This window comes from Terribacillus saccharophilus (genome assembly GCF_002272075.1).
In the GTDB taxonomy this organism is placed as follows: Bacteria; Bacillota; Bacilli; order Bacillales; family Amphibacillaceae; genus Terribacillus; species Terribacillus saccharophilus_A.
Window position 1 is genome coordinate 78,802 of the sequence record NZ_NPBJ01000022.1, and the last position, 23,255, is coordinate 102,056.

Below are 23,255 nucleotides of genomic sequence, written 5' to 3' on the forward strand. Positions count from 1 at the left end.
TCTCCTTTATGGATAAACCGGCAGCATCCACAATCCTGCAGTCTGCTCCCAGCCTTGCATGATATTCATATTCTGAATGGCTTGACCTGCCGCTCCTTTTACCAGGTTGTCAATTACCGATACGATAGTCAGCCTGTTTGTCCGCTTATCCACATGCAATCCGATATCACAGAAATTGCTTGTAGCTACTTCTTTTGTCGCCGGCCATTCTCCTTGTGATCTGATTCGCACAAATGGGTGTGCATGATAATAATTTTCATATGATTCTAATAATTCAACTTCTGATAAGTCCGTTTTAAGATCTGCATAAATGGTTGCGAGAATTCCCCTTGTCATCGGAACAAGCTGTGTGGAAAAGGTGACAGCCCGCTGTGTACCGCCTACTCCTGCTAGAACTTGTTCTATCTCCGGGATGTGCTTATGTGCGCCTAACTTATAAGCTTTCACATTTTCATTTATCTCACTATAATGCGTTACCGTACTCAAAGACTTGCCAGCTCCGGAAAGACCCGATTTAGCATCAATGATAATGGAAGATGGATCAATCAGACCATTATGTACTGCCGGCAACAGACCGAGCAACGTAGCTGTCGGATAACAACCAGGATTAGCAACAAAAGAAGCCCCCGCAATCTCTTCACCATTCAGCTCAGGCAGTCCGTAAACCGCTCTTTCCAACAGATCAGCTGATGCAGCGTCAAGCTTATACCATTCCTTGTAGACTGCTGGATCCTTCAAGCGGAAATCGCCTGCTAAATCCACACAGCGGATACCTGCTTCTGCAAGCTCCGGAAGAAGATCTCTGCTCACCCCAGGAGGAGCAGCGAAAAATGCAAAGTCCACTTGTTCTTTCAAGACTTCCATATCAAAAGTTTCCATAGTTCCTTCTACAAACCCATCCGTATGCGGATACAATGCTGTCAATGAATTCCCCGCGTTGGAATGGGATATAATTGCTTTCACTTCTGCATATGGATGTATATGCAAAAGCCTGAGTAATTCTACCGCACCATAACCTGTACCGCCTATTATTGCGACTTTCACGAACGTAACCTCCTATAAACAAGTACGAATTAGTTAGTAATTATACTTTAATGTGTATTTTTATTCAATAGGTAAGAGGAAAATTATAAACTTGCAGCCTCCTCTAGATACATTGATTTTTTTGTGATAATTTTCTTTTTTATTAGGGACAGTTATTTATTTATATCTTTTATTCAGAGGATGAGAACATGTAAAATGAAGTCTTTATACAGAACTATCTGATTTGGTCAGCAAGACAATAAGCAGTTTTATAAAGAAGAGACAGCTGTATTTGCCAATGACAAACTTTAGGGGATATTTTATGATCGGAAGTATACGCCTTTGAGAAAGGTAAATAAAAACTAATAACTGCAGCAGATGAATCAATAAATGTTTTGTTTGAAGCTGTTCCACTAGAGCGAAAAGAACTTCGACTATTTTAATAGAGAATGTGCAACTGTTGTGTGCTTTCTTGCATATGCTTATTAAAATTATTGCACTCGCTGTACAATATGTTATACTGCAATCAAGAATCTTTGTAAGCGCTATCAATAAGTTAATCTTGCACTTTTCTGCTACTGATGTAAAATTTGGTATGGCAAATGGAGACAAAGGAGAATGATTTATGCGATCAAAGAAAACACTCATCCATGCTGCAGTAGATATTAATCAGACTGCAAACCAGTTTAAATCAAGTATTGTATTAGTAATGGATAATAAAGTGGTAGATGCCAAAAGTATGCTTGGGCTCTCCAATAGTGTACTGACATCTGATTTCTTCCGCTTAGAGATATACGGTGAAGATGCCGAAGAAGCGAAAAAGGCAATGCGGGATGTATTCCTGAGTAATGGCTTGCCTGTGGAAATCAGCAATAAATAAAAGAGGCTGGGACAAAAGTGTTTTGACCAAACAAAAATCCGAACGATGCGAATTTCTCATTGCATCGTTCGGATTTTTTATTCACAATACGATTATGAATCCCGCTCCGGCAGAATACTTCGCTTTTCGGAGCGGTGATTCATCCTCCCAATTTGATACTTGCTCATCTTTAGGTATGAGTTATATAGTTATGTCCCAGCCTCTTTCTATTAGATTCGGGCTGGCTTCGGAATAATCGCGTTTCGAAGCTGACCGATTCCTTCAATCTCAATTTCAACAACATCTCCGTCTTTTAAAAATTGTGGCGGATCCATCGCGAACCCAACGCCATTTGGTGTTCCTGTCATGATAACATCGCCTGGATCCAACGTCATGATGCCTGAGATAAATGACACCAAATGAGGTACCGAAAAAATCAGATGTTTTGTACTGGAATCCTGTCGTTTTTCTCCATTTACAAACGTACGAATTGCAAGATTGGATACGTCATCGATTTCTTCCGCAGTGACAAGATGCGGACCCATCGGAGCACTTCGATCTAAAGTCTTCCCTTGAAGGAATTGCGGAGTTCGGCGCTGCAAGTCACGTGCCGACACATCATTGGCAACAGTATACCCTGCTATGTAGTCCATTGCCTCACTCTCCGTTACCTCTTGTGCTCTTCTCCCAATTACTACTGCGAGTTCTCCTTCATAGTCCAATTTCTCAGTCAGCTTGGAATGGTATACACCTTGATCATGTGCACATACCGCATTAGCGAATTTACCGAAAAGAACTGGATACTCTGGCAGTTCCCGTCCCATCTCTTCAATATGGTCTTTATAATTCAAACCTACACAAATGATTTTCCCGGGTTTCGGCACAGGGGCTCCGAGTATGATTTCTTCTGCTCTGTACTGAACCTCCTCCAGCCCTTGTGCAAGCGCAAATGCCTCTGCTCGGAATGCACGCTTCATTGCATGCGGACCCATACTGTAGAAAGCATTCGGATCGGCTGGGAGCAAACTCTCGACTGTCATCGCCAAATCTATCTCGCTCTCTGCCAGCAAATAATGCCTGTATGCTTCCTGCAAGTCGATAATACGCCCTTCCACTCTGCTTCCGATTCGATACGGATTAAGGTCTCTGCCAACTTTATAAGCTACTAGCTTCATTCAAACCCTCTCCTTTTTATGCGAATACTCAAAATTGACTCTCTCTTTCTATGATATAGTAAGAAAGTCAGACAGCATAGAAGAAAGGGAGTCATAAAATGAAAAACGTCTATTTGAATCATGATGGCGGAGTTGATGATCTGATTTCGCTATATCTCTTACTAAAAATGGAGAATGTGCGCCTCATCGGCTGTTCTGTTATTCCAGCAGATTGCTATTTGGAGCCTGCACTGTCAGCAAGTCGAAAAATCAATGATCGATTCGGTAATCCGGACACACTCGAAATTGCTGCATCCACTTCCCGAGGTAAAAATCCGTTTCCGAAAGACTGGCGTATGCATGCCTTCTTTGTTGATGCGTTGCCAATTTTGAATGAACATCTTCCAGTGCGCACACAGGTTGCTGAAAAACCTGCCCACTTGGATATAATAGATAAATTGAAAGCTCAAGAAGAGAAAACGACTCTCATTTTCATCGGTCCCCTGACTGATTTGGCACGGGCTTTGGAAATGGATCCGTCAATTGAGCAGCATATCGAAAAACTTGTATGGATGGGCGGCACTTTGCTTCCAACAGGTAACGTCGAAGAGCCCGAGCATGATGGGACAGCGGAATGGAATGCCTTCTGGGATCCCGAAGCGATGGACACTGTTTGGAAAAGTGACATACTAATTGATATGGTAGCATTGGAGAGTACAAATCAAGTTCCTCTTACTGTGGATATTCGCGAAGAATGGGCACGCAACCGCAAGCATGAAGGTGTCGATTTTGTCGGTCAAAGCTATGCTGCTGTTCCGCCGCTCGTTCACTTCGAAACAAACTCAACGTATTACCTATGGGATGTACTAACGACGGCTTCTGTCGGTAATAGTTCCTTAGTTAAAAAACAGCCTGTTTATGTCAGTGTAGAGGCTAATGGCCCATCACAAGGACGTACATATGAGGATAAAAACGGGAAAGAAATTCAATTGGTTCATGATGTGAATCATGATGCTTTCTTCTCTTACATCCTTTCATTAATGAAAGCATAATAAATACTAGTTTCATATAATTGGTATCGCATATATACAATAAATTTGTTATACTATTCCGGGGTTGTTATCCACATGTGGATAACCTAATAAGTACGAACGGAAAGAAGGCAGATTAGAGATTATGTATATGGATTACCATCATCACACGAATAACTCAATCGATTCCAAAGCTGTTATGCAGGACGTGTGTGAACAAGCAATCAGTAAAGGAATCAAAGAAATCTGTTTCACCGAGCATTTTTCCGTAAATCCATCTGCACCAACATATGGTCATATGGATTTCGCCAAATATCAGCAAGATATTACAGACTCACAGCATTCCTATGGTAACCAACTTACAATCAAAATGGGAATCGAGCTATGTGAACCACATCTGATGATGGATGTGTACCAAACAGAGCTCAGCTCGATTCCTTTTGATTTTATCATGGGATCTGTTCATAATATCGGCAACCAGAAGCTGCGTCTTCATCTTCGTGCGAATGAGGACACTTTCTACGATGACTACTTCGCTGAAATGTACAAGCTCGTTTCGGATGCCGATATCGACGTACTTGCTCACATCGATTTGATGAAGCGGTATGCTGTCCAAGAAGGACATAACGTTTATACATTCGAAAAACATAGAGATCAAATTGCCGCGATTTTAGAAAAAGCGATACAACGCGGTATCGGTATTGAAATTAACACATCCGGTTTGCGGAGCTCCTTAAGTGAGGCTCTGCCTACACCGCAGATCGTTTCGCTATACAATGATCTAGGCGGAAAAATCCTCACACTCGGCTCGGATTCTCATAAAGCAGAAACAGTCGGAGCAGGTATAAAAGAGGCTGCACAAATTGCCAGACAATGCGGTTTCACGCATATCTGCCAATTCGATAAACGTGAACCGCGAGCTATACCTTTACCTTTAAGTTAGTACTTTCTTTTCATTGCGCAGCTTCTGCTTAATAAATGCTTTAAATTGCTCATCCTGGCTTTCCGGCACCAATGCTGGATTGTCAGGATTTTGCATATAAGATTCGTCTTCACTCCATAATTCTTTCCTCAGGACTCGAAGTCTTACATAATAAGTCATCAGCTTCAGATCGAGCCACATTTCTTCTTTGAAGAATTCAAATACTTCTGCCTGACTAGCTGTCGTCTCTTCTTTCTTCTGTGCAATCGCAAATTGTGCCTGAACGATCTTATTCACATGCTGTTCCATCACTTCCTGCTCTGCAGTCGTGAATGTTCCCTTGCTGATTGTATCGTCCATCAGCTTCTCGGCTTCCGCTGTATGCTTCAGTATGGTCTGCTGCTCCTGCCGAATTGTATCCAATAGCTCAAAAAATCTGGAGAACGCCTGCTTGATGATATCCGTAGCCAAATGTATAACATTCTTCTCCACAGCCTCCAGCAGCTGACGAAAAGAATGATAGCGCTTATCCGTCAATTTGACTCCATTATCAGAAGTCAACCTCCGTATCATCTGTACGCTGGTCATATAACTATAATAACGCGCGGCAAGGTCCTCCACTTCATGCTGTGCAGGAACCCTGCCGTCTTCTGCAACAAGCAGCCGTTCATTGCTTGGCATAAATGTAAAATAATAATGCACCGGTATGTGATTATCCTTGCAGACAGCAGGACAAACATCCATACGTTCATCATCCTGCTGCCGATTGCGCTCAGCAGCTTCACTCACCTGCTGCGGTAATGACTCTTTCGTAATCATCCGAATTCCTCCGTTCTTTCCTAACTATATCTAGTATTTCACAAATTTACCTAACTCAATCCTACCTTATTTCCATATTCTTATGTAAGCATTTTCATTTCATACTAAAAATAACAGCCCTTAAAGGACTGTTACTCTGTTTCAGCTTCTCGAGGCAAAATCAACACTTCCACTCGGCGGTTCTTTTCCCTGCCTTCTGCTGTATCGTTTGAAGCGATCGGCTTGTACTCTCCGTACCCTTTTGCACTGAACCAGCGCGGGTCAAGCTCCGTGTTTTCTAATACGACTTTCATAAAATTGACAGAACGCATCACACTGAGCTCCCAGTTGGAATTATACGATGATGTACTGATCGGCACATCATCTGTGTGGCCACTGATTATTACTTCTCGCGGCGGATCCATCACTAGCAAGTCTGAGATTTCTCTTGCAATCTCTTCATCACTTACACTGACCTCACTGCTGCCTGAATTGAACAAGACATTGTCGTTGATCGTCAGCAGCAAGCCTTCATCTGTCAATGCAGTTGAAAACTTATCACTCAGATCTTTATCCTTGATGTATGTCTCGATTTTCTCCTGGATTTTCTTTAGCTCTTCTTGTTCGGCTGCTTCCAAGTCTGCTTCATTAGCTTTCTCTTTATCAGCCTCTTCAGATGCGACTGTCTCCTCTTTCTTTTCTTCTTCATTATTCTGATCGATAACAGTTGAACTAGTATCGTTTCCTGGTGTCATGCTTGTATTGGATTCCAATAATCCTTCTCCGCCATGCAAGATACTACTGAAAGAGTCAGATATCTTAGCGAACTTCTGCGCATCGATTGAGCTGGTAGCAAACAAGACAATGAAAAGCGCCAGCAGCAGGGTCAGAAGATCGGCATACGGAAGCAGCCAGGATTCGTCCACATGTTCTTCATGCTTTTTGTGCTTGCGCTTCCGGCTCATACTGCCACTTCCTCTTCTTCAGCCTCAGCAAACTCAGCTTTTTCCTTACTTGGCAAGTAAGCGAGCAGCTTTTGTTCGAGCATTCGCGGTGTTTCACCTTCCAGGATAGAAAGGATGCCTTCCACCATTAGCAGCTTGTGCTGCACTTCCTGCTGTGTTTTCCGTTTCAATTTATTTGCGATTGGGTGACAGATGACATAGCCTGTGAATATCCCCATCAATGTAGCAACAAAGGCAGCAGCAATAGCGTGACTTAACTTATCGATATCGGAAATATCTCCAAGTGCTGCAATAAGACCGATAACAGCTCCCAAAACGCCTAATGACGGTGCGTAAGTTCCAGCCTGTGTGAAAATGGATGCTCCAATCGCATGCCGATCTTCCAGCGCATCGACCTCTTCATTTAAGACATTACGAATATATTCAGGTGATTCTCCATCAACTGCCATGCTTAAACCGTTCCGAAGAAAGTCATCTTCTACATCACGAGCACTGTTCTCCAATGCCAGCAGTCCCTCTTTCCGGCTGATCTGCGACCATTCCGAGAACATACGGACAAGCTCTTTCGTATCGAATTCCTGTTTATTCTTAAATACAACACCAAGCAGCTTAGGGAATCGCTTCAATTCATTTCCCGGGAATGCCAGTACAACAGAAGCTGCTGTTCCGACAATGATTATTAGTATGGCAGCTGGGTTAATAAGTGCTGCAGGACTTACACCCTTCAATACCATACCGACTCCGACGGCAACCAAGCCCAATATAACACCAATGATTGATGATTTATCCATATATTCCATTCTCCTAAAAAAGTTTGATTACCATTAATATCGGATGCAATTATAAAATCTGTATGCTTTTTCATAAACTTTACGTTTCTTTTCCAGTAGAGAAGGTAAACAGTAACAAAAGTGTCATAATTGTATTCGACAGTATATTCTGCGGCCATTTACCTAAGCTAAAAACATTGCATTAGACACAGTTGGCAGGAAGACACGTGACAAAGGTGGTGTTTGTTTCTGTTGTGAAATCGCATACATAACACGTAAGATAGAAGCAAGCACTACTTCATTCATTATTTTTCACATATAAAAGGGGGAAAAAGCATGGCACAGGAAAAAGCCAGTGTCCGCGCTCGTGTTCAAAAGTTTGGCTCATATTTGAGCAGCATGGTTATGCCAAACATCGGTGCATTTATTGCTTGGGGTCTTATTACCGCTTTATTCATTCCTGACGGATGGTTTCCAAATGAAACAATCGCACAAATTGTAAGCCCGTCCATAACTTATCTATTACCACTATTGATCGGTTTCACTGGCGGACGTCTCGTACACGATTTCCGAGGCGGGGTTGTCGGAGCCATTGTCACCATGGGGGCAATTGTAGGTTCACCGGATACTCCGATGTTCCTTGGAGCAATGGCAATGGGTCCGCTCGGCGGATATGCCATCAAATTGTTTGATCAGTATGTCGGTTCTAAAGTACGTTCCGGTTTCGAAATGCTTGTCAATAACTTCTCTGCCGGTATCATCGGCGGTGCACTCGCTATTGGTGCAATCTATTTTGTAGGTCCGCTTCTTGAAGGTTTAACAAATGTATTGGCTTCTGGTGTCGACTGGCTCGTTGGACTTGGTCTTCTGCCACTTGTAAACGTCTTGATTGAACCAGCGAAAGTTTTGTTCTTGAACAACGCTATCAACCATAGTGTCTTTACACCGCTTGGAATTGAACAATCAGCTGAAGTAGGAAAATCCATCCTATTCCTGCTTGAAGCAAACCCAGGACCGGGACTCGGAATATTGCTTGCTTTCATGTTTTTCGGTACAGGAAGCGCAAGAGCATCTTCACCAGGTGCAGCAATCATCCATTTCTTCGGGGGTATTCATGAAATCTACTTCCCGTATATCTTAATGAAGCCTTTCCTTATCGTTGCTGCAATTGGCGGCGGTGTAACAGGAACTCTTCTATTCTCTCTATTGGATGTTGGTCTTCGCTCACCAGCTTCACCAGGTAGCGTTATCGCCATCTTCCTAATGGGTAACCCTAGTGATTACCTTGGCTTGGCAATCGGTATCATCGGTGCAACTGCTGTATCATTCGCAATCTCCGCTGTCGTCCTGAAACGCAGCCCGATCGCCGCAGATACGAATATCGAAGAAGCAACTGCGAAGTCTAAAGAAATGAAAGGCACAAAACCTGCAGCTGCAGTTGGTATTAACCAATCTGGCGGCGCGACAGATGAGGCCGCAGAAACACTCGATACAAATGCACAGCAAGAAGACAATAACAACGGTTCTTTCGACTACAGCAATGTAAACAAAATTACATTCGCCTGTGATGCCGGAATGGGATCAAGCGCAATGGGAGCTTCCCTTCTACGTAAGAAAATGAAGGATGCTGGCTTGACCGAAATCAAGGTTGATAATGCAGCCATCTCCAATATCCAGAATGATGCTGACATCGTCATCACACAGAAGAATCTGACGGACCGTGCCCGCAACAAACGTCCGGACGCTGAGCATATCTCAGTGGAAAACTTCTTGAACAGTCCGAGGTACGCAGAACTGATCGAGAACCTTAAGAAGCATCAATAAGTAAGGAGTGATTGATTTGGAAATGGTGAGCAGCAGAGAAAGAAGAATAATCCTGCAATTGCTGCGGTCCAGAAACCAATTCATCTCCATTCGAGAGCTGGCAGAGCTATTACATGTCAGCTCTCGAACTATTCACCGGGAATTGAAGCAAGTGGAACGAACACTTGCTGAGAATAAGCTGTCCCTGCTGCGCGTTACTGGATCTGGTATTCGGGTTGAAGGAGAAGGGGATCAGATGGAAGCATTGCAAGAGCAGCTGCGTGATGCGGTCGAGGTAGATACGACCCAGGAAGAGCGGCTGCTCCATTTGCTTTATTTACTGGTTGAAGCTAGTGAACCTGTTAAAGTAGCTTATTTGGCAAATGAAGTGCAATTATCGAAGACGGCCTTATCCGTTTATTTGGATGCATTGGAAGCCAGGCTAGCCGATTATTCGCTGTCCATCATAAGGCGCCGCGGTGTTGGGGTTGAGCTCGATGGTGAAGAGAACGAAAAAAGGAAGGTACTCGTTCAGCTCATGATGGAGCAGCTGGATCAAGCATCTATTTATACGTTTACCAATGATCATGAGGAACAGAATTTGCATCAGTTCCTTCAAAATATCATTAAGAATCAGCGTATGACAATGGTGGAAAAATACGTAATGGATCATTTAACCAAGCTATCTTATTCCATTGCAGATAATGCTTATGTCGCGCTTATTACGTATATCAGTATTACGATCCAAAGAATAAAGCAGGCTAAATTCGTCACCCTATCCCCGCCTTTACTGGAATCTTTACAAAAAACGGAAGAATATACGATTGCCACCGCACTCAGCAGGGAATTGGAAACTACCTTCTCTGTTACGTTTTCAGCCTCGGAGATCGGTTATATTGCCGTTCAGATCCAAGGAGCGAAGCGGAACGAAACAACACATCGTTCTGACCCGCTATTCGAGCTGCAAGTACAAGCTTTCATCCAGCTGGTTGCTGCTGCGATACAGCTGCCGCAGCTGGAAAAGGATGAAACTTTTACCGCTGGGTTGCTTGCCCATATCGAACCAGCAATCAGCCGGGCAAGAGAAGGAATTCAAACATACAATCCGCTTACAGAGAAGATTGAACAGGATTATCAAGAAGTTGTCTCAGCTGTCCGGCAAGCCCTTGAAACTGTGTTTCCAACTTTTCGTTTCGGACAGGGAGAGGTTGCCTTTCTGGCACTGCACTTCGCTTCTGCAAGAGAGCGGCAGCGCAGCAGACAACGTTTGCATGCCTTAGTCGTTTGCGCAAGCGGAATCGGTACTTCTAAGATGCTTGCCAGCAGGCTGCAGAATGAATTCCCCGAGATCACGCAGGTGTCGCTGTCATCCTTCCTAGAGTTGAAGGACATGGAATTGGAAAGTTTTGATTTGCTTATATCAACAATCAGCCTTGATCAATTCCACCGCCAGTATTTGCTTGTCAATCCACTGTTGCCTGGACCGGATGTCAAACGGGTGGATGCATTTATTCAACAGGAACTCCCGACTATCTATAAAAAAAGAAAGCAGGCAGCACCTGTAAAAGAGATACCAGCAGCATTTCCGACAGTTTCAGCTCTCGATTCAAAACTAAAAGAATTGCAGACATTGACAGCGGTGAGCCGCACCTTATGGAATAACTTTATGATTGATGGAACATATCAATTGCAGACAGATTTGTTCGCTCATATCGATCAACATGCAGCTGAACACGCTGTCATAAAAAAATACGGAACACTTGCTTCCCTTCTCAGACAACGGGATGAGCTCGGAGGAATGGGTATCCCTGATACAAGAATGGCTTTGTATCACAGCCGTAGCACAGAAATCGAACAGCCTGCATTTTGGATGATGGCGCTATCCTCCCCTATCATAATCAAGGGGATGGACAATCAAGTGATGGAGGCTGACCGTCTCTTCATCCTTGCTGCACCGGACAATTTGCCTTTGAGCTGTTACGACCTGTTTAGTAAGATCAGTATTCTAATATTAGAAGAGCATATTCAGCACATGATTCGTTCTGCGGATCATGAGGCACTCAGCAAGGAATTGGCGCAGCTGCTCACTGCCCACATCCAACAATTCACAGATCATTTAGGAGGGTAATCATGGAAGTATTACAAGAAGCTAATATTTTAATGAACACAAAATTGGACAATCAGGAAGATGCTATCCGGAAAGCCGGCCAAATTCTTGTGGATAATGGCTATGTTAATGCAACATACGTGGATAAGATGATCGAACGAGAAGCATTAACGTCAACTTATATGGGTAATTTCGTAGCTATCCCGCATGGTACAGAAGATGCTAAGGGCGAGGTCATCGCTTCCGGTATCTCTATCATCCAAGCACCAGAAGGCGTTACATTCGATGGCAATGAAGTAAAGCTTGTTTTTGGTATTGCCGGTAAAAACAATGAACATTTGGATATCCTTTCGCAAATTGCTATCGTTTGCTCAGAAGAGGAAAACATCGAAAAGCTTGTGAATGCAACAAGCAAGCAAGAGATCATTGATATGTTCTCTGAGGTTGATGCGTAATGAAGAGCGTACACATTGGTGCCGGCAATATCGGCAGAGGATTTATCGGTGCCCTTCTTTCTCACGCCGATGTACATGTTACTTTTGCTGATGTAAACAGTGACATCATCTCTGCTTTGAAAGAAAAGCAGCAATATGAAGTCGTCTACGCACAGGAAGAAGCACATTCTGAAACGATAACCGGTGTTACGGGTTTGAATAGTGCCACAGAAGAAGAAGCAGTCATCAAAGCAATTGCAGAAGCTGATCTTGTTACAACTGCGGTAGGTCCATCTATCCTACCTCATGTTGCACCTGTAATTGCCAAGGGACTTGTTCAGCGTGCAAAACAGCCTAAACCGGTCCATGTTATTGCATGTGAGAATATGATCCGCGGCTCCAGCCAGCTACGCGAGTTCGTCATCTCTCATATCGATGAACAGGACATGGAAAATGTAGAAAGCTATACAGCATTCTGCGATGCTGCTGTAGATCGGATTGTTCCGATACAGGAGCAGCAGGATTTGCTGACAGTCCAGGTGGAACCTTACTTCGAATGGGTTGTGGAAAAGAAAAACTGGCAGGGCGAACTTCCTGACATCAAAGCAATTACCTTTGTTGATAATCTGGAGCCTTATATTGAAAGAAAGCTTCTGACAGTTAATACAGGTCATGCTGCTATTGCTTATGCAGGATATGCCAAAGGCTATGACACCATCATTGATGCTATTAATGATGAAGAGATTCTGAATCTGGCTAAACAGGCACTAGAAGAAACTAGCTCCTTATTGCAGGAAAAATGGGACTTTGAGGAAGAAGACCTCACTCACTACATTACAAAGATCCTTCAGCGTTACCAGAATCCGTATATTTCCGATTTGGTAACACGCGTGGGTCGCGGCCCTATCCGCAAGCTTGGTCCGAAGGATAGATTAGTCTACCCAGCACAATCATTGTTAGAGCAAGGCAAATCAGCTGATGCGCTGCTTACGACTATCGCTTATGCATTGGAATTCGATCCAGAAGGCGACGATGAAGCGAAAGAATTGCAGGAACGCATTAAGTCTGAAGGAGCTGCTTCCACACTGTCACATATTAGCGGGCAGCCTAAAGACAGTGAACTAGTTGCAAAAGCAATTGAAAAATATAACCAACAAAAAGACAGAGCATAAAGCGTGACCAAAAAGAGAGTCTATCCGTTCCATTCTGAACGGATAGACTCTCTTTTTTACGCTATATATTTCATTAACTTCATAATGCATCTCAAATTAACGATAAATATATTCAAAACCTCTGCATGCCTTTACACAAGCCCGAATCAACATGTGGAAGTTCCAGAATATAAGATCCATAATATACAAACCTTTTTCCATCTTTATTACTCTTTCATGTTAGACTGGCAGAATAGTTCCTGCCACTCAATTAGTAAGCACTATCACTCTCCGCAACGAATCGTTGAACTGTTTCAATGTTGTGTTTGATCGATTTTACTGTAGGCATGGATGCACTAAAATCCTCCATACCGACATACCCATCGTACCCAACTGCTTTTAGATCAAGAAGTACTTGTTTCCAATTCACAGCTCCTTTTTCGATTGGTACCCACTGCACGGACCAATCAACAGTTCCATCCGTGTGTGTTTGTCCCCTCTGCCAGATTGCATTTTTAACATGTACATGTGCAAGATAATCGCCTAACACTTCTAGCCCCATTCTGTAATTCTCATAACCTTCGTGCACCATATTACCGGGATCATACAGAACTCCGATGTTATCAGGATCATATGAACAAACTAACTGATACGCCATACTTGCGCTAGGTGCAATTGTGTGGTGATGTGTCTCTACTAATCCTTTTACTTTATAATGTTTACACATCTGCTCAACTTCATTTAAATACCTTAACGCAGAATTAAATAACTCTTTATAGTGCTGGGAACGATTATAAACAGGAATCCCAACACGGATAGTGGAAGCACCTAGTTTTTTAGCAGCCTGCAGCGCATGTTCTGTTGACTCCAAGTCACCAGCAGTTAAGTATGGAAGTACACTTAACATGTTAATGCCGCTATCTTCTGCTTTATCTTTTAAAACTTGTATGTCATAGTCCGTTATCGAGGGGGAAATTGTACACAGGTTATTCCGCCAATAACTCGGTTCTTCACTTTTAAAGTCAGCCGGTGTTTCACTGAACCGCCACTCTACAGCTGTGTAGTTGGTATCTTTCAAATAGGCAATCAATGTTTCAGGCGTGATATCCGGAGTCATTACTGAATAAATAGAAAACTTCACTTTATTACACTCCTTTTATATGCTGTTTTATAGAAAACCATGCTTTGAAGCACTGAACATCAGTAGTGAAGAAATGCCTATAACACATGCATGCTTGATCTAAGCTAGATAATTCACATTATAGTGGATGTATATGATTAACGCATGAAAAAACCTGACCACAGATTAAATCTGTAATCAGGCACGTTATAATCAATCTTTTCATTTTGTCTTCAATAAACGCTTTTGCATCCAAATAGCTGCCTGCATGCCATCACCCATTGCGATGCTCACCTGCTCGGAATGTACCGTCACATCTCCGGCAGCCCAGACACCTTCTACATTTGTTTCCTTAGTGCGGGGATTATTTTCGATATGCTTGTTCTTATGAAGCTCCACACCAAGTGATTCTGCCAGCTTGCTGTTCACTCGATTTTTACCGAAGGCGACAAAAGCTTTTTCCGCCCACAGCTTTTCACCATTTACTATAAAACCTTCCAATTGATCCTCTTCGTCTAGTACGACTTCCTGAATCGGCTGATCATAGTATTCGATTGAGTTCTTTTTCAATTCCTCGAACGTTTCCTCGGACACGGGCTCCTGCTCGTGATTCACAAAGACAACATCGTTTGACCAGTAAGAGAGCATAATGGCTAAATGAGCCCCTGCTTCTCCTGTACCAGCAATAACAGTCCGCTTTCCGCTGATTTCGTATCCATCGCAATCTGGGCACACATACACATCTGTGCCAAGCAGCGGATACAGTTCTTTGATTGGTATCCGATCTGTTATTCCAGTGGAAAACAACAGAAGTTTTGTATCATGCGTATGCCCGTCTGCTGTTTTGACTGTGAAGCCTTCCTTCCACTTCTCCACTTCTACTGCTTCCTGCTGTTCGATCTTTATACAGCCATACGAGTCGATCTGCTTCCTGCCAAGCTCAAGCAAATGATTTCCTGAAACACCCTCTGGCCAGCCGATCAAATTGTGGTAGCTTTTACACCAATGCGATCTTCCATCATTTCGCTTATCCAAAACTAGTACATCCCGCTTGTATCTGCCGAACTGGATTGCAGCTTGAATACCTGCAATTCCGCCGCCTACAATAATTACATCATACATTTACTTGCCTCCTATTAATTAAACTGCACCTATAGCAATGTTTCTGCGCCATCCGCATAAAGAACGCTCCCTGACATATGACCGGAAGCATCCGATGCCAGAAAGCAGACAATAGAAGCTACGTCCTCTGGTTTTCCAGGCTCTCCTTTTAATGGGTGCTGACCTTTGGGAAAGATTTTAGGAATCGTCACTTCTGCCAGATGCTCCTCATCCTTCTTCGTCCGTTTTTCAATATTCGTTTCGATTCCACCTGGGCAAATGACATTTACTCGAATTCGATAAGCTGATAACTCTAATGCAGCCATTTTACCGAAGGCAGTTTCTGCTGCTTTTGAGGCACTATACGCACTCATCCCGAAACCCGAGAACGTACGATTGCCATTTATCGAACTTGTGATGATAATACTTCCGCCATTGCTTTTCATGTAAGGGATAGCGAACTTGACCGTCAAGAACGTCCCCTTCGCATTCGTTCCAAGCGTCTTGTCCCAATCTTCTTCAGGTAAATGTTCAATAGGAGAAAGTGTTCCATTGATACCAGCATTTGCAAAAACGATGTCCAGCTGTCCGAACTTTTTAAGCACTTGCATGTACGCCTGTTGCAGCTGCATGCTATCTGCTACGTCGACTTTAGCTGCTATCGCCGCACCTCCAGCAGTCTTGATTTCGGCTGCTGTTTTCTCTACAGCAGAAGCGTCCATATCAAACAGCCCTACCTGAACACCTTTTTCAGCGAGCATAATTGCAGCTGCCTTTCCGATACCAGATCCAGCTCCAGTCACAACCGCTACTTTCCCATTCAAAGATGCGTCCATCCCGTCATCCACTCCTTCATCTATCTACTAGTTATTTCCTTACTGATCCCGAAGTAAAACCCCGTTCATTAAAAAAGAGTATCCGTGTAGGATACTCTTCCATGGTTAGTCCTGGCTTTCCAGCGCCAAGCGAATATGAGCCAAATGATGTTTGCCATGCCAAGCATATATTCCGATATTCTCCTTCAAGCTCACTTCACCTGATTCCGGATGCTGGAATGTTCGCTCCAGCTGTTCAGCAGTAAGCGCGCGCAACAGAACAACCCATTTACGATGTATGGATGCAAGCAGATCCAAAGCAGTTTGTGGAGGCATGTCATAGTCTGGCAGTTTGGACCATTCTGCTTCTTCGTATGGCTTAATGATTGGACTTTCTTCTGTCAACGCCAATTTGAAACGGATGAAGGAATTGAGATGACTGTCAGCTACATGATGTACAAGCTGTTTAATATTCCAGCCGCCTTCCCGATATGTATGCAGAAGTTCTGATTCCGACAGCCCCTTCACTAGCGATATGACCTGCTCTGGCAGCTGACTTATTTCCTCTATCCACCGCTTTATTTGCTCCTCCGATATAGGGCCATCCTGTTGAAACTGACCGATAGGAAATCTTTTGTCCATCAAACCCCTCCCCTGTATTTAATTTAGATAATCTTACCATAAAAAAAGACTGTACCCAATTGGGCACAGTCTACATATCAGGATACTTGTGAAGCAGCGTTTGCTTCGGTAATTCGGGCTTCTGACTCTTTATCGAAGAAATGTACTTGCTCCATATCGAACAATAGCGTCCGCTTATCCTTGCCCTTGATATCCGAACGGGCATCAACACGAGCAACGAATTCCTGGCCAGCCATGTCTGCGTAAAGGAAGCTCTCAGCACCCATCAATTCGACTACATCGATTGTTGCTTCCACTTCATGAGCATGGGCGAGGCTTTCTTCATAATCTGCATCGTGGATATGCTCCGGCCTAATTCCCATCACGACCTCTCCGTTGCCATAGCCTGCTTCCTGCAGCATTTTCTTTTTAGCCGGCGGAAGCTGGAATGTGACATCTCCAAGCTTTGCTTTGCCCTCCTGGATCGTCACGTTGAGGAAGTTCATAGATGGAGAACCGATGAAGCCGCCTACGAACATGTTATTTGGATTATCATAAACGTCCTTTGGTGCACCTACCTGTTGGATGATGCCGTCTTTCATGACAACAAGGCGGCTTGCCATCGTCATCGCTTCTGTCTGGTCATGTGTTACGTAGATAGTGGTAGTCTGCAAGCGTTGATGCAGCTTCTGGATTTCTGCTCGCATCTGTACCCGCAGCTTCGCATCCAAGTTGGAAAGCGGCTCATCCATGAGGAATACTTTCGCATCACGTACAATCGCACGTCCAAGTGCCACCCGCTGACGCTGACCACCGGAAAGGGCTTTCGGCTTCCTGTTTAAGTAGTCTGTCAAACCAAGAATCCGGCTGGCCTCCTGGACACGCTTATCAATTTCATCCTTTTTGAATTTACGCAGCTTTAGACCAAATGCCATATTATTGTATACGTTCATATGAGGATAAAGCGCATAGTTTTGGAATACCATTGCAATATCTCTATCCTTAGGCGGAATATCGTTCATTTTTTCTCCGTCCATATAGAAGTCACCGCCTGAGATTTCTTCCAGACCAGCAATCATACGTAAAGTCGTTGATTTCCCGCAACCGGAGGGACCAACGAAAACGATGAATTCTTTGTCATCTATCTCTAAGTTGAAATCTTCAACTGCCATAACGTTCTTATCATAGACTTTCTGGATATTCTTCAACTGTATTTTAGCCAATGTAAGCGCCTCCTTTTATATATCTTAACTTTACCTTGTTTCGTCTTTAAATTCCATTTGTCACTTGCACAAAATGTAAGCGCTTTTATTGTGCGATATGCTAAGAAGCGCAGCATTAGCTGCGCTTCATGTGTCCTTCTTCCAAAAGTAATGCTTCATCCAAATAAACTGTCGGAGCTTTCACAACGCAATCGATATGGACACCAGCAGCTATCGTGCCTCCAAAGGTGTTATTGCTGCCAAAAGCGATATGAATCGTCCCATAAACTTTCTCATCCTCCAGGACGTTGCCAGTGATTCGGGCTTTTTCATTCGTACCGACACCGAATTCAGCTACATTGCGGCCATCACCATTCCCAAGCAATTGCAGCAGCATCTCTCCTTGCCTGCCGGTAGCAGCTGTCAAACTTCCTTCTTCCATTGTAAGGAGAATCGGTTCATCCAGCTTGCCTAAACCAGAAATTGAACCATCGATCCATATACGTCCTGAAGCTGTACCTTCCAAGGGCGCAATGAATGCTTCACCAGAAGGCAGGTTTCCGGATTGTCCTTTTTCCCGGTAGATACCGGTACTTGGTACGCCGCTGCGGCCTTGGATAGAGAAGCTTAGCTCTTCCCCATCTTTTCTGATTATTACTTGCTTTGATTGGCTCAATTTTTCCGTTACCTCAAAGGTCATTTTTTCAACTGTATCGTAATCTGCACTTATTGCGCCTTCCAAAAACATATCATATGTAATACCAGGCATCGTCGCCACGCGAACTCCAGCTGCTACTGCATCCTTTTTTGCCTGTGTATGTGTGAGGGAATGCTCCGTAATACAAACAGCCACATCACAATGCTTCATTGCTTCTGTCACACCGCTCGGCGGTTCCTGACCGGACTTCTCCCTATCTTGCATAACAAGCAGCAATGTTTCAGATCCGATTGATCTGCCAGCTGCATAGAGTGCTTCCGCCAGTTCCTTCTTACTGTCATCTGTGACGATAAGCAAGGTTTCTTCTTTTTTCAGTGCCAGACTGCTCCTCAATACATTCCTGCTATTCTCCACTAATTTACTTCCCATAGGGTATCCCTCCTGTTTCTTCCTATTATACACAAAGAACCCGCCTGCTTAAGCAGACGGGTTCTGATTCAGATGAATAGAAGCAAACTAACAGCCATTACCATCATGCCGCTGATTAATCCATAAATGGATGTATGACCTTCATCGTATTTCTTTGCAGCTGGAAGCAGACCATCAAGTGAGATAAAGACCATGATTCCCGCCACAGCAGCAAAGATAACTCCGAACATGATGTCGTTCAAGAACGGCATTAGAACAAGGTAAGCAAGAACAGCACCTACTGGTTCCGAAAGACCAGATAAGAAAGAAAGACCAAAAGCCTTCTTCTTATTACCCGTCGCAAAGTAGACTGGCACTGCAACAGCAATCCCCTCCGGAATATTGTGGATGGCGATAGCAATGGCAATCGCTATCCCAAGTGAAGGATCCTGCAAGGCAGACGTAAAGGTAGCAATACCTTCCGGGAAGTTATGGATGGCAATAGCCAATGCAGTGAATGTACCCATTTTGAGCAAGGCCTGATTCTGTGTCGGATTATCCATCTCTTCGACTTTCTTGCCTTCATGGGGATTTGATTGCTTAGGTATCAACTTATCGATTAGGGCAATGAGGAGCATTCCGCCGAAGAATCCCCCAACAGTTGCCCAGTTACCTGCCTGGATGCCCATGGCACCAGTTAAAGCGTCTTTCGCTTTTATGAAGATTTCGACCATCGAGACATAAATCATTACCCCGGCAGAAAACCCGAGACTGAGTGATAGAAATTTTGTATTTGTTGTAGAGGTGAAAAATCCCATCAGACTGCCTATACCTGTTGCAAGGCCAGCCATCAAAGTCAAACCTAAGGCTAGTAATACATTTTCGTCCATCATTGCCCTCCTTGTTCTGCTGTCATTCTCTATTTCTCTTATTATGCACTATAACAATAAAGTTTCCTAGTAGAAACTTTTAAACATGAAAAAGCCCTTTCCATCCATACTATATGGCGATGTCCTGCCTAAGTTTCCAAGAAAAAAGCTGGCATCAATTGCCAGCCACAATTTATTCCAACGCCTCGACAAACTCCATATTAACCAGCTCTTCGTATTTATAATCTCCCTTGTACACACCTGTCTTCGTCACTACATCCATCGTCTTATCAGTTGCTTCCTCCGTTATATAGCCATCCTTGCTCCATAGCTCATCAGCATATGCTCGATCCAGTGATGCTTGCAGGCTCGCTTCTTCTGTTGTAGGGAACTCCTTCTTTAATACCCGCATCGCCAGCTCTTCATCCTCATCCACCGCTTTTAAAGCCTTTGTAATAGCTTCTACAAATTTCTGGACAGTTTCAGGATCCTCATCGATAGTGGATTGCTTTACACTGATAACGCTGTACGGATAATCTCCTAAACTAGGAAACCCATAGAAAGGTTCATTCCAAACCCCTTTTTCAATACCTTCGTATATTTGAGGTTCCGCTCCATTGGCAATATCCGCCTGACCATTCTCTACTAACGATACGACTGCACTTGCATCGGCAGGCTCCTCAAGCAAAACGTCTTTACCTGGCTCCATGCCAAGTTCCATGATTAAATAACGCGTCAGTAAGTTAGGGCTGCCGCCGTAGCGTCCAGCTGCAATCGTTTTTCCTTCCAGGTAAGCTGCCAATTCTTCCTCTGATGCTCCTGCGGGAGGTGTGTCTCCGTCTGCCATCAAGTAGACATTAGCACGGTTAACAACGTTAACGACTGATACGATTGGGTCATTAGAATCAATATTAGCAAGGGCATTCGAATCCGGACCAGCGATATTACCCCAGGCATCTCCGCTTACAACGGTTGTCACGTGCGCTCCGCCAGTTGCGGTTACTACTTCTACATCCAGTCCTTCTTCCTCAAAATATCCTTCATGGATTGCTGCATACAGTGGCAGGTAGCCTGTCAAATGCACTGGTTCTGCAATAGTAATTTTCTTCAGCTTCTCTTCCTCACCGCCACCCGTACATCCTGCCAGAATACCAAGCAAAATTGCCAAACAAATTACACCAAACAACCGTACTTTACTCATTGGACACCTCCTATTGTTTCGGCTCTTGACCGCGAAGCAATAACTTTTCTAAGCTGACTGTCCCTGCGTACATGAGCATAGATAATAGAGACAATACAACGACACCTACCCAAACAAGGTCAATATCTAAAATCTGTCCTGCATAAAGGATCATCCTGCCGATCCCTTGGCGGGAACTGATGAATTCTCCGACAATTGTCCCCGCAAGCGCCAATGCGATATTGATTCGCAGACTGCTGACAATCCAAGGCATCGTTGTCGGGACAACTACTTTCATAAACACGTGTCTGCGTTTTGCTCCTAAGGAATAGAGCAGCTTTTCCAGATCATTATCAATTGCTTTGATTCCGCTATGAGCCGCCAGTGCAGTGACAATGACAGTCATCAGGAAGGCGAGCATCACTTTGGAAAAGAACCCGATGCCGAACAGAATGACGATGACTGGACCAAGTGCCAGCTTCGGTATCGCATTGAAAGCAATCAGGTATGGTTCAGATATTCTGGAATAGTAAGCAGACCACCAAAAAGACAGTCCAATCAATGATCCAAAAAAAGTTCCTGACACAAAGCCAGCAAGTGTGGCAAGCGACGTATAGACTAAATCATCCCAAAGCGAGCCTTCCAAAAAGGCGACCTTGGCAGTTTCATAGATTGTGCTTGGACTGCTCCAATAATAAGGATCCATCACTTCGTATCGTGTCAGAACCTCCCATAGTACAATCACCAGTATCCCAAGACCAATCTGACCGCCAAAAACAATTCGCTTCATTCGCTGCTGGCGTTTTTTCTCATCCTCGATGTATCGTTTCTTATCAGGTTGTGCCATTGTCTTTCGGTTCCTCTCTAAGCAAATCTAGCAATTTTTGCTTTAATGATATGAAATTGTCCGACAGCAATGTCTCTTCCCCGCGCGGCCGCTCCAATTCCACGTGAATCTTTGCCTTCAACTTGCCGGGGCGATGGGACAGAACATAAATATCATCTGATAAGTAAATAGCTTCATCTATATCGTGAGTGATGAATAGAATAGTCTTCTGAAAGTCTTCCCAAATACGGAGCAGCCACCCCTGCATCTGCAGTCTTGTCTGTGCATCCAGTGCCCCGAATGGCTCATCAAGCAGGATAACATCCTGGTCATAAAGCAGCGTTCGCAATAATGCTGCCCGCTGTCTCATACCACCTGATAACTCCGGCGGATAATTGTTTTCAAATCCTTTTAAACCATATCTTTCTAGTAATGGCTGTGCCTTCTTTCTTGCCTCTCGTTTCGAAACACCCTTGATTTCCAAACCGAGAATCACATTATCCAAGATTGTCCGCCATGGCAGCAGCAGATCTTTTTGAAGCATATAACCAACATAACCACTCTTACCGACAATATTCTGCCCATCCAAAAGGATTTTTCCAGTGGTCGGTTTGATAAGCCCGGCAATCATATTAAAGAGTGTCGACTTGCCGCAGCCACTGGGGCCAATAATACTGACAAAGCGTCCAGCAGGTATTTGCATTGTTGTCTCTTGCAATGCAACAACTTCCTGTCCGTCGCGTCTGAATATCTTGCTAGCATCAACGACCTTTAATTTATACATTGCGCCACTCCTGTCATTTCTATAGACCCATCATACGCAGGAGTGTGCTAAATGATTACAAATTTATAGCATGTCCAGCACAATTTTCCTTATTTCTGCAAAAAGCACAAAAAAAACAGCCTGCACAGTCGGATATGCCACGCAACATATCACCTGTACAAGCTGTAAGACAAGCCGAACAATGCATTCTGCTTGCAAATGAGAGGGATTAACCGAGAACATGACGAATGTTGCCTATTGGTTACAGTTCGTTTGTTACCCGAAAATCTTACCCTTACTTTAGCATAGGAAATATAGGATAACAGTAATCTTGTAAGGTAATTTGACATCCTTTTTATAAAAAAACATGACTGATTCACAATAGTCACAACATGATTTTCACTCTGGATAAGAACCTAACAGAAGTTTTATAGATGGAGGAGCCGCTTCGGCAGAATCTCCGCTTTCCTGCGGGCGGCTGGTGAGCCTCCTCGCGCTTCGCACTCCGGGGTCTCACCTAGGCCTTCTTCACGCGGGAGTCTCCGTATACTGCCTGCGCTTATCGAGTGTATTTTCCTAAACCATAGAATCCTTCTACGAAATATAATAAAAAACAAAAAAACCGAACTCTAGGGCGATATCAATTCAGATTTCCCCTAAATTTCGGTTTTTAAT

Annotated in this window: 22 protein-coding genes; 7 read left to right on the top strand and 15 right to left on the bottom strand. The window is 43.8% G+C overall.

What is annotated here, in order from left to right; translation table 11 throughout:
• Window positions 1–6: 6 nt before the first annotated feature.
• On the bottom strand, window positions 7–1,044 hold the full coding sequence (gene argC, locus CHH48_RS11555; protein WP_095219192.1) for an N-acetyl-gamma-glutamyl-phosphate reductase: 1,038 nt from the start codon (window positions 1,042–1,044) through the stop codon (window positions 7–9).
• Between the two features lie 604 nt (window positions 1,045–1,648).
• On the opposite strand from argC, the gene CHH48_RS11560 reads away from it, so the two are divergent.
• A complete protein-coding gene (locus CHH48_RS11560) occupies window positions 1,649–1,903 on the top strand; it encodes an HPr family phosphocarrier protein (protein WP_038563758.1) in 255 nt (84 codons plus the stop codon).
• A gap of 209 nt (window positions 1,904–2,112) precedes the next feature.
• Here the strand turns inward: CHH48_RS11560 and CHH48_RS11565 are convergent, their stop codons facing one another.
• On the bottom strand, window positions 2,113–3,057 hold the full coding sequence (locus CHH48_RS11565) for a fumarylacetoacetate hydrolase family protein (RefSeq protein WP_095219191.1): 945 nt from the start codon (window positions 3,055–3,057) through the stop codon (window positions 2,113–2,115).
• 98 nt (window positions 3,058–3,155) lie between these two features.
• Here CHH48_RS11565 and CHH48_RS11570 point away from each other — a divergent pair, with 98 nt between their 5' ends.
• Together CHH48_RS11570 and CHH48_RS11575 are read left to right on the top strand one after the other, a co-directional pair.
• On the top strand, window positions 3,156–4,088 hold the full coding sequence (locus tag CHH48_RS11570) for a nucleoside hydrolase (protein ID WP_095219190.1): 933 nt from the start codon (window positions 3,156–3,158) through the stop codon (window positions 4,086–4,088).
• A gap of 130 nt (window positions 4,089–4,218) precedes the next feature.
• A complete protein-coding gene (locus tag CHH48_RS11575) occupies window positions 4,219–5,010 on the top strand; it encodes a histidinol-phosphatase HisJ family protein (protein WP_342747537.1) in 792 nt (263 codons plus the stop codon).
• Here CHH48_RS11575 and CHH48_RS11580 read toward each other — a convergent pair.
• From CHH48_RS11580 to motA, 3 genes are all read right to left on the bottom strand, one after another.
• Window positions 5,002–5,808 (bottom strand): hypothetical protein, encoded by an 807-nt coding sequence (locus CHH48_RS11580; protein WP_095219188.1) that lies wholly within the window; start codon window positions 5,806–5,808, stop codon window positions 5,002–5,004. The genes CHH48_RS11575 and CHH48_RS11580 overlap by 9 nt on opposite strands.
• 131 nt (window positions 5,809–5,939) lie before the next feature.
• Window positions 5,940–6,752 carry a flagellar motor protein MotB gene (gene motB, locus CHH48_RS11585; protein ID WP_095219187.1) on the bottom strand — a complete coding sequence of 271 codons (813 nt, stop codon included), beginning with the start codon at window positions 6,750–6,752 and terminating at the stop codon, window positions 5,940–5,942.
• On the bottom strand, window positions 6,749–7,543 hold the full coding sequence (gene motA / locus CHH48_RS11590) for a flagellar motor stator protein MotA (RefSeq protein ID WP_095219186.1): 795 nt from the start codon (window positions 7,541–7,543) through the stop codon (window positions 6,749–6,751). The genes motB and motA overlap by 4 nt, the downstream gene beginning before the upstream one ends.
• 315 nt (window positions 7,544–7,858) lie before the next feature.
• Between motA and CHH48_RS11595 the strand changes: the two genes are divergently transcribed.
• The 4 genes from CHH48_RS11595 to CHH48_RS11610 are packed head-to-tail and all read left to right on the top strand — an operon-like array spanning window position 7,859 to window position 13,038.
• On the top strand, window positions 7,859–9,346 hold the full coding sequence (locus tag CHH48_RS11595) for a PTS mannitol transporter subunit IICB (RefSeq protein WP_095219185.1): 1,488 nt from the start codon (window positions 7,859–7,861) through the stop codon (window positions 9,344–9,346).
• A gap of 22 nt (window positions 9,347–9,368) precedes the next feature.
• Window positions 9,369–11,453, top strand: a complete 2,085-nt coding sequence (locus CHH48_RS11600) for a BglG family transcription antiterminator (RefSeq protein ID WP_245840363.1) — start codon at window positions 9,369–9,371, stop codon at window positions 11,451–11,453.
• Window positions 11,454–11,455: 2 nt separating this feature from the next.
• A complete protein-coding gene (locus CHH48_RS11605) occupies window positions 11,456–11,887 on the top strand; it encodes a PTS sugar transporter subunit IIA (RefSeq protein WP_095219183.1) in 432 nt (143 codons plus the stop codon).
• Window positions 11,887–13,038: a mannitol-1-phosphate 5-dehydrogenase gene (locus CHH48_RS11610; protein ID WP_095219182.1), complete on the top strand. Its 1,152-nt coding sequence runs from the start codon at window positions 11,887–11,889 to the stop codon at window positions 13,036–13,038. Before CHH48_RS11605 ends, CHH48_RS11610 begins: the two co-directional genes overlap by 1 nt.
• Before the next feature lie 250 nt (window positions 13,039–13,288).
• Here CHH48_RS11610 and CHH48_RS11615 read toward each other — a convergent pair whose 3' ends face one another.
• The 10 genes from CHH48_RS11615 to CHH48_RS11660 form a co-directional block, all read right to left on the bottom strand.
• Window positions 13,289–14,158: a sugar phosphate isomerase/epimerase family protein gene (locus CHH48_RS11615; RefSeq protein ID WP_095219181.1), complete on the bottom strand. Its 870-nt coding sequence runs from the start codon at window positions 14,156–14,158 to the stop codon at window positions 13,289–13,291.
• A 201-nt stretch (window positions 14,159–14,359) separates the two neighbouring features.
• Window positions 14,360–15,259, bottom strand: a complete 900-nt coding sequence (locus CHH48_RS11620) for an NAD(P)/FAD-dependent oxidoreductase (protein WP_095219180.1) — start codon at window positions 15,257–15,259, stop codon at window positions 14,360–14,362.
• 29 nt (window positions 15,260–15,288) lie between these two features.
• The gene (locus CHH48_RS11625; RefSeq protein WP_095219179.1) at window positions 15,289–16,074 is read right to left on the bottom strand and encodes an SDR family oxidoreductase; all 786 of its coding nucleotides are present in this window, start codon (window positions 16,072–16,074) and stop codon (window positions 15,289–15,291) included.
• Window positions 16,075–16,179: 105 nt separating this feature from the next.
• Window positions 16,180–16,695, bottom strand: coding sequence for a YfiT family bacillithiol transferase (locus CHH48_RS11630; protein ID WP_095219178.1), 516 nt, complete (start codon window positions 16,693–16,695; stop codon window positions 16,180–16,182).
• Window positions 16,696–16,772: 77 nt separating this feature from the next.
• On the bottom strand, window positions 16,773–17,897 hold the full coding sequence (locus tag CHH48_RS11635; protein ID WP_095219177.1) for an ABC transporter ATP-binding protein: 1,125 nt from the start codon (window positions 17,895–17,897) through the stop codon (window positions 16,773–16,775).
• Between the two features lie 115 nt (window positions 17,898–18,012).
• Entirely contained in the window at window positions 18,013–18,963 is a 951-nt protein-coding gene (locus tag CHH48_RS11640) for an aminopeptidase (RefSeq protein ID WP_095219176.1), read from the bottom strand.
• Window positions 18,964–19,031: 68 nt separating this feature from the next.
• The gene (gene zupT, locus CHH48_RS11645; RefSeq protein WP_095219175.1) at window positions 19,032–19,832 is read right to left on the bottom strand and encodes a zinc transporter ZupT; all 801 of its coding nucleotides are present in this window, start codon (window positions 19,830–19,832) and stop codon (window positions 19,032–19,034) included.
• 172 nt (window positions 19,833–20,004) lie between these two features.
• Window positions 20,005–21,012 (bottom strand): ABC transporter substrate-binding protein, encoded by a 1,008-nt coding sequence (locus CHH48_RS11650; protein ID WP_095219174.1) that lies wholly within the window; start codon window positions 21,010–21,012, stop codon window positions 20,005–20,007.
• A gap of 10 nt (window positions 21,013–21,022) precedes the next feature.
• Window positions 21,023–21,838: an ABC transporter permease gene (locus CHH48_RS11655; RefSeq protein WP_095219173.1), complete on the bottom strand. Its 816-nt coding sequence runs from the start codon at window positions 21,836–21,838 to the stop codon at window positions 21,023–21,025.
• Window positions 21,825–22,601: an ABC transporter ATP-binding protein gene (locus CHH48_RS11660; RefSeq protein WP_095219172.1), complete on the bottom strand. Its 777-nt coding sequence runs from the start codon at window positions 22,599–22,601 to the stop codon at window positions 21,825–21,827. Before CHH48_RS11660 ends, CHH48_RS11655 begins: the two co-directional genes overlap by 14 nt.
• Window positions 22,602–23,255: the final 654 nt, after the last annotated feature.

Bases quoted from the DNA above. Each gene is read 5' to 3' on its own strand.
- motA (WP_095219186.1), bottom strand. From the start codon at position 7,543: ATGGATAAATCATCAATCATTGGTGTTATATTGGGCTTGGTTGCCGTC.
- CHH48_RS11595 (WP_095219185.1), top strand. From the start codon at position 7,859: ATGGCACAGGAAAAAGCCAGTGTCCGCGCTCGTGTTCAAAAGTTTGGC.
- motB (WP_095219187.1), bottom strand. From the start codon at position 6,752: ATGAGCCGGAAGCGCAAGCACAAAAAGCATGAAGAACATGTGGACGAA.
- CHH48_RS11580 (WP_095219188.1), bottom strand. From the start codon at position 5,808: ATGATTACGAAAGAGTCATTACCGCAGCAGGTGAGTGAAGCTGCTGAG.
- CHH48_RS11605 (WP_095219183.1), top strand. From the start codon at position 11,456: ATGGAAGTATTACAAGAAGCTAATATTTTAATGAACACAAAATTGGAC.
- CHH48_RS11655 (WP_095219173.1), bottom strand. From the start codon at position 21,838: ATGGCACAACCTGATAAGAAACGATACATCGAGGATGAGAAAAAACGC.
- CHH48_RS11565 (WP_095219191.1), bottom strand. From the start codon at position 3,057: ATGAAGCTAGTAGCTTATAAAGTTGGCAGAGACCTTAATCCGTATCGA.
- CHH48_RS11650 (WP_095219174.1), bottom strand. From the start codon at position 21,012: ATGAGTAAAGTACGGTTGTTTGGTGTAATTTGTTTGGCAATTTTGCTT.
- CHH48_RS11620 (WP_095219180.1), bottom strand. From the start codon at position 15,259: ATGTATGATGTAATTATTGTAGGCGGCGGAATTGCAGGTATTCAAGCT.
- CHH48_RS11600 (WP_245840363.1), top strand. From the start codon at position 9,369: ATGGTGAGCAGCAGAGAAAGAAGAATAATCCTGCAATTGCTGCGGTCC.
- CHH48_RS11640 (WP_095219176.1), bottom strand. From the start codon at position 18,963: ATGGGAAGTAAATTAGTGGAGAATAGCAGGAATGTATTGAGGAGCAGT.
- CHH48_RS11570 (WP_095219190.1), top strand. From the start codon at position 3,156: ATGAAAAACGTCTATTTGAATCATGATGGCGGAGTTGATGATCTGATT.
- CHH48_RS11630 (WP_095219178.1), bottom strand. From the start codon at position 16,695: ATGGACAAAAGATTTCCTATCGGTCAGTTTCAACAGGATGGCCCTATA.
- zupT (WP_095219175.1), bottom strand. From the start codon at position 19,832: ATGGACGAAAATGTATTACTAGCCTTAGGTTTGACTTTGATGGCTGGC.
- CHH48_RS11610 (WP_095219182.1), top strand. From the start codon at position 11,887: ATGAAGAGCGTACACATTGGTGCCGGCAATATCGGCAGAGGATTTATC.
- CHH48_RS11575 (WP_342747537.1), top strand. From the start codon at position 4,219: ATGGATTACCATCATCACACGAATAACTCAATCGATTCCAAAGCTGTT.
- CHH48_RS11560 (WP_038563758.1), top strand. From the start codon at position 1,649: ATGCGATCAAAGAAAACACTCATCCATGCTGCAGTAGATATTAATCAG.
- CHH48_RS11625 (WP_095219179.1), bottom strand. From the start codon at position 16,074: ATGGACGCATCTTTGAATGGGAAAGTAGCGGTTGTGACTGGAGCTGGA.
- CHH48_RS11660 (WP_095219172.1), bottom strand. From the start codon at position 22,601: ATGTATAAATTAAAGGTCGTTGATGCTAGCAAGATATTCAGACGCGAC.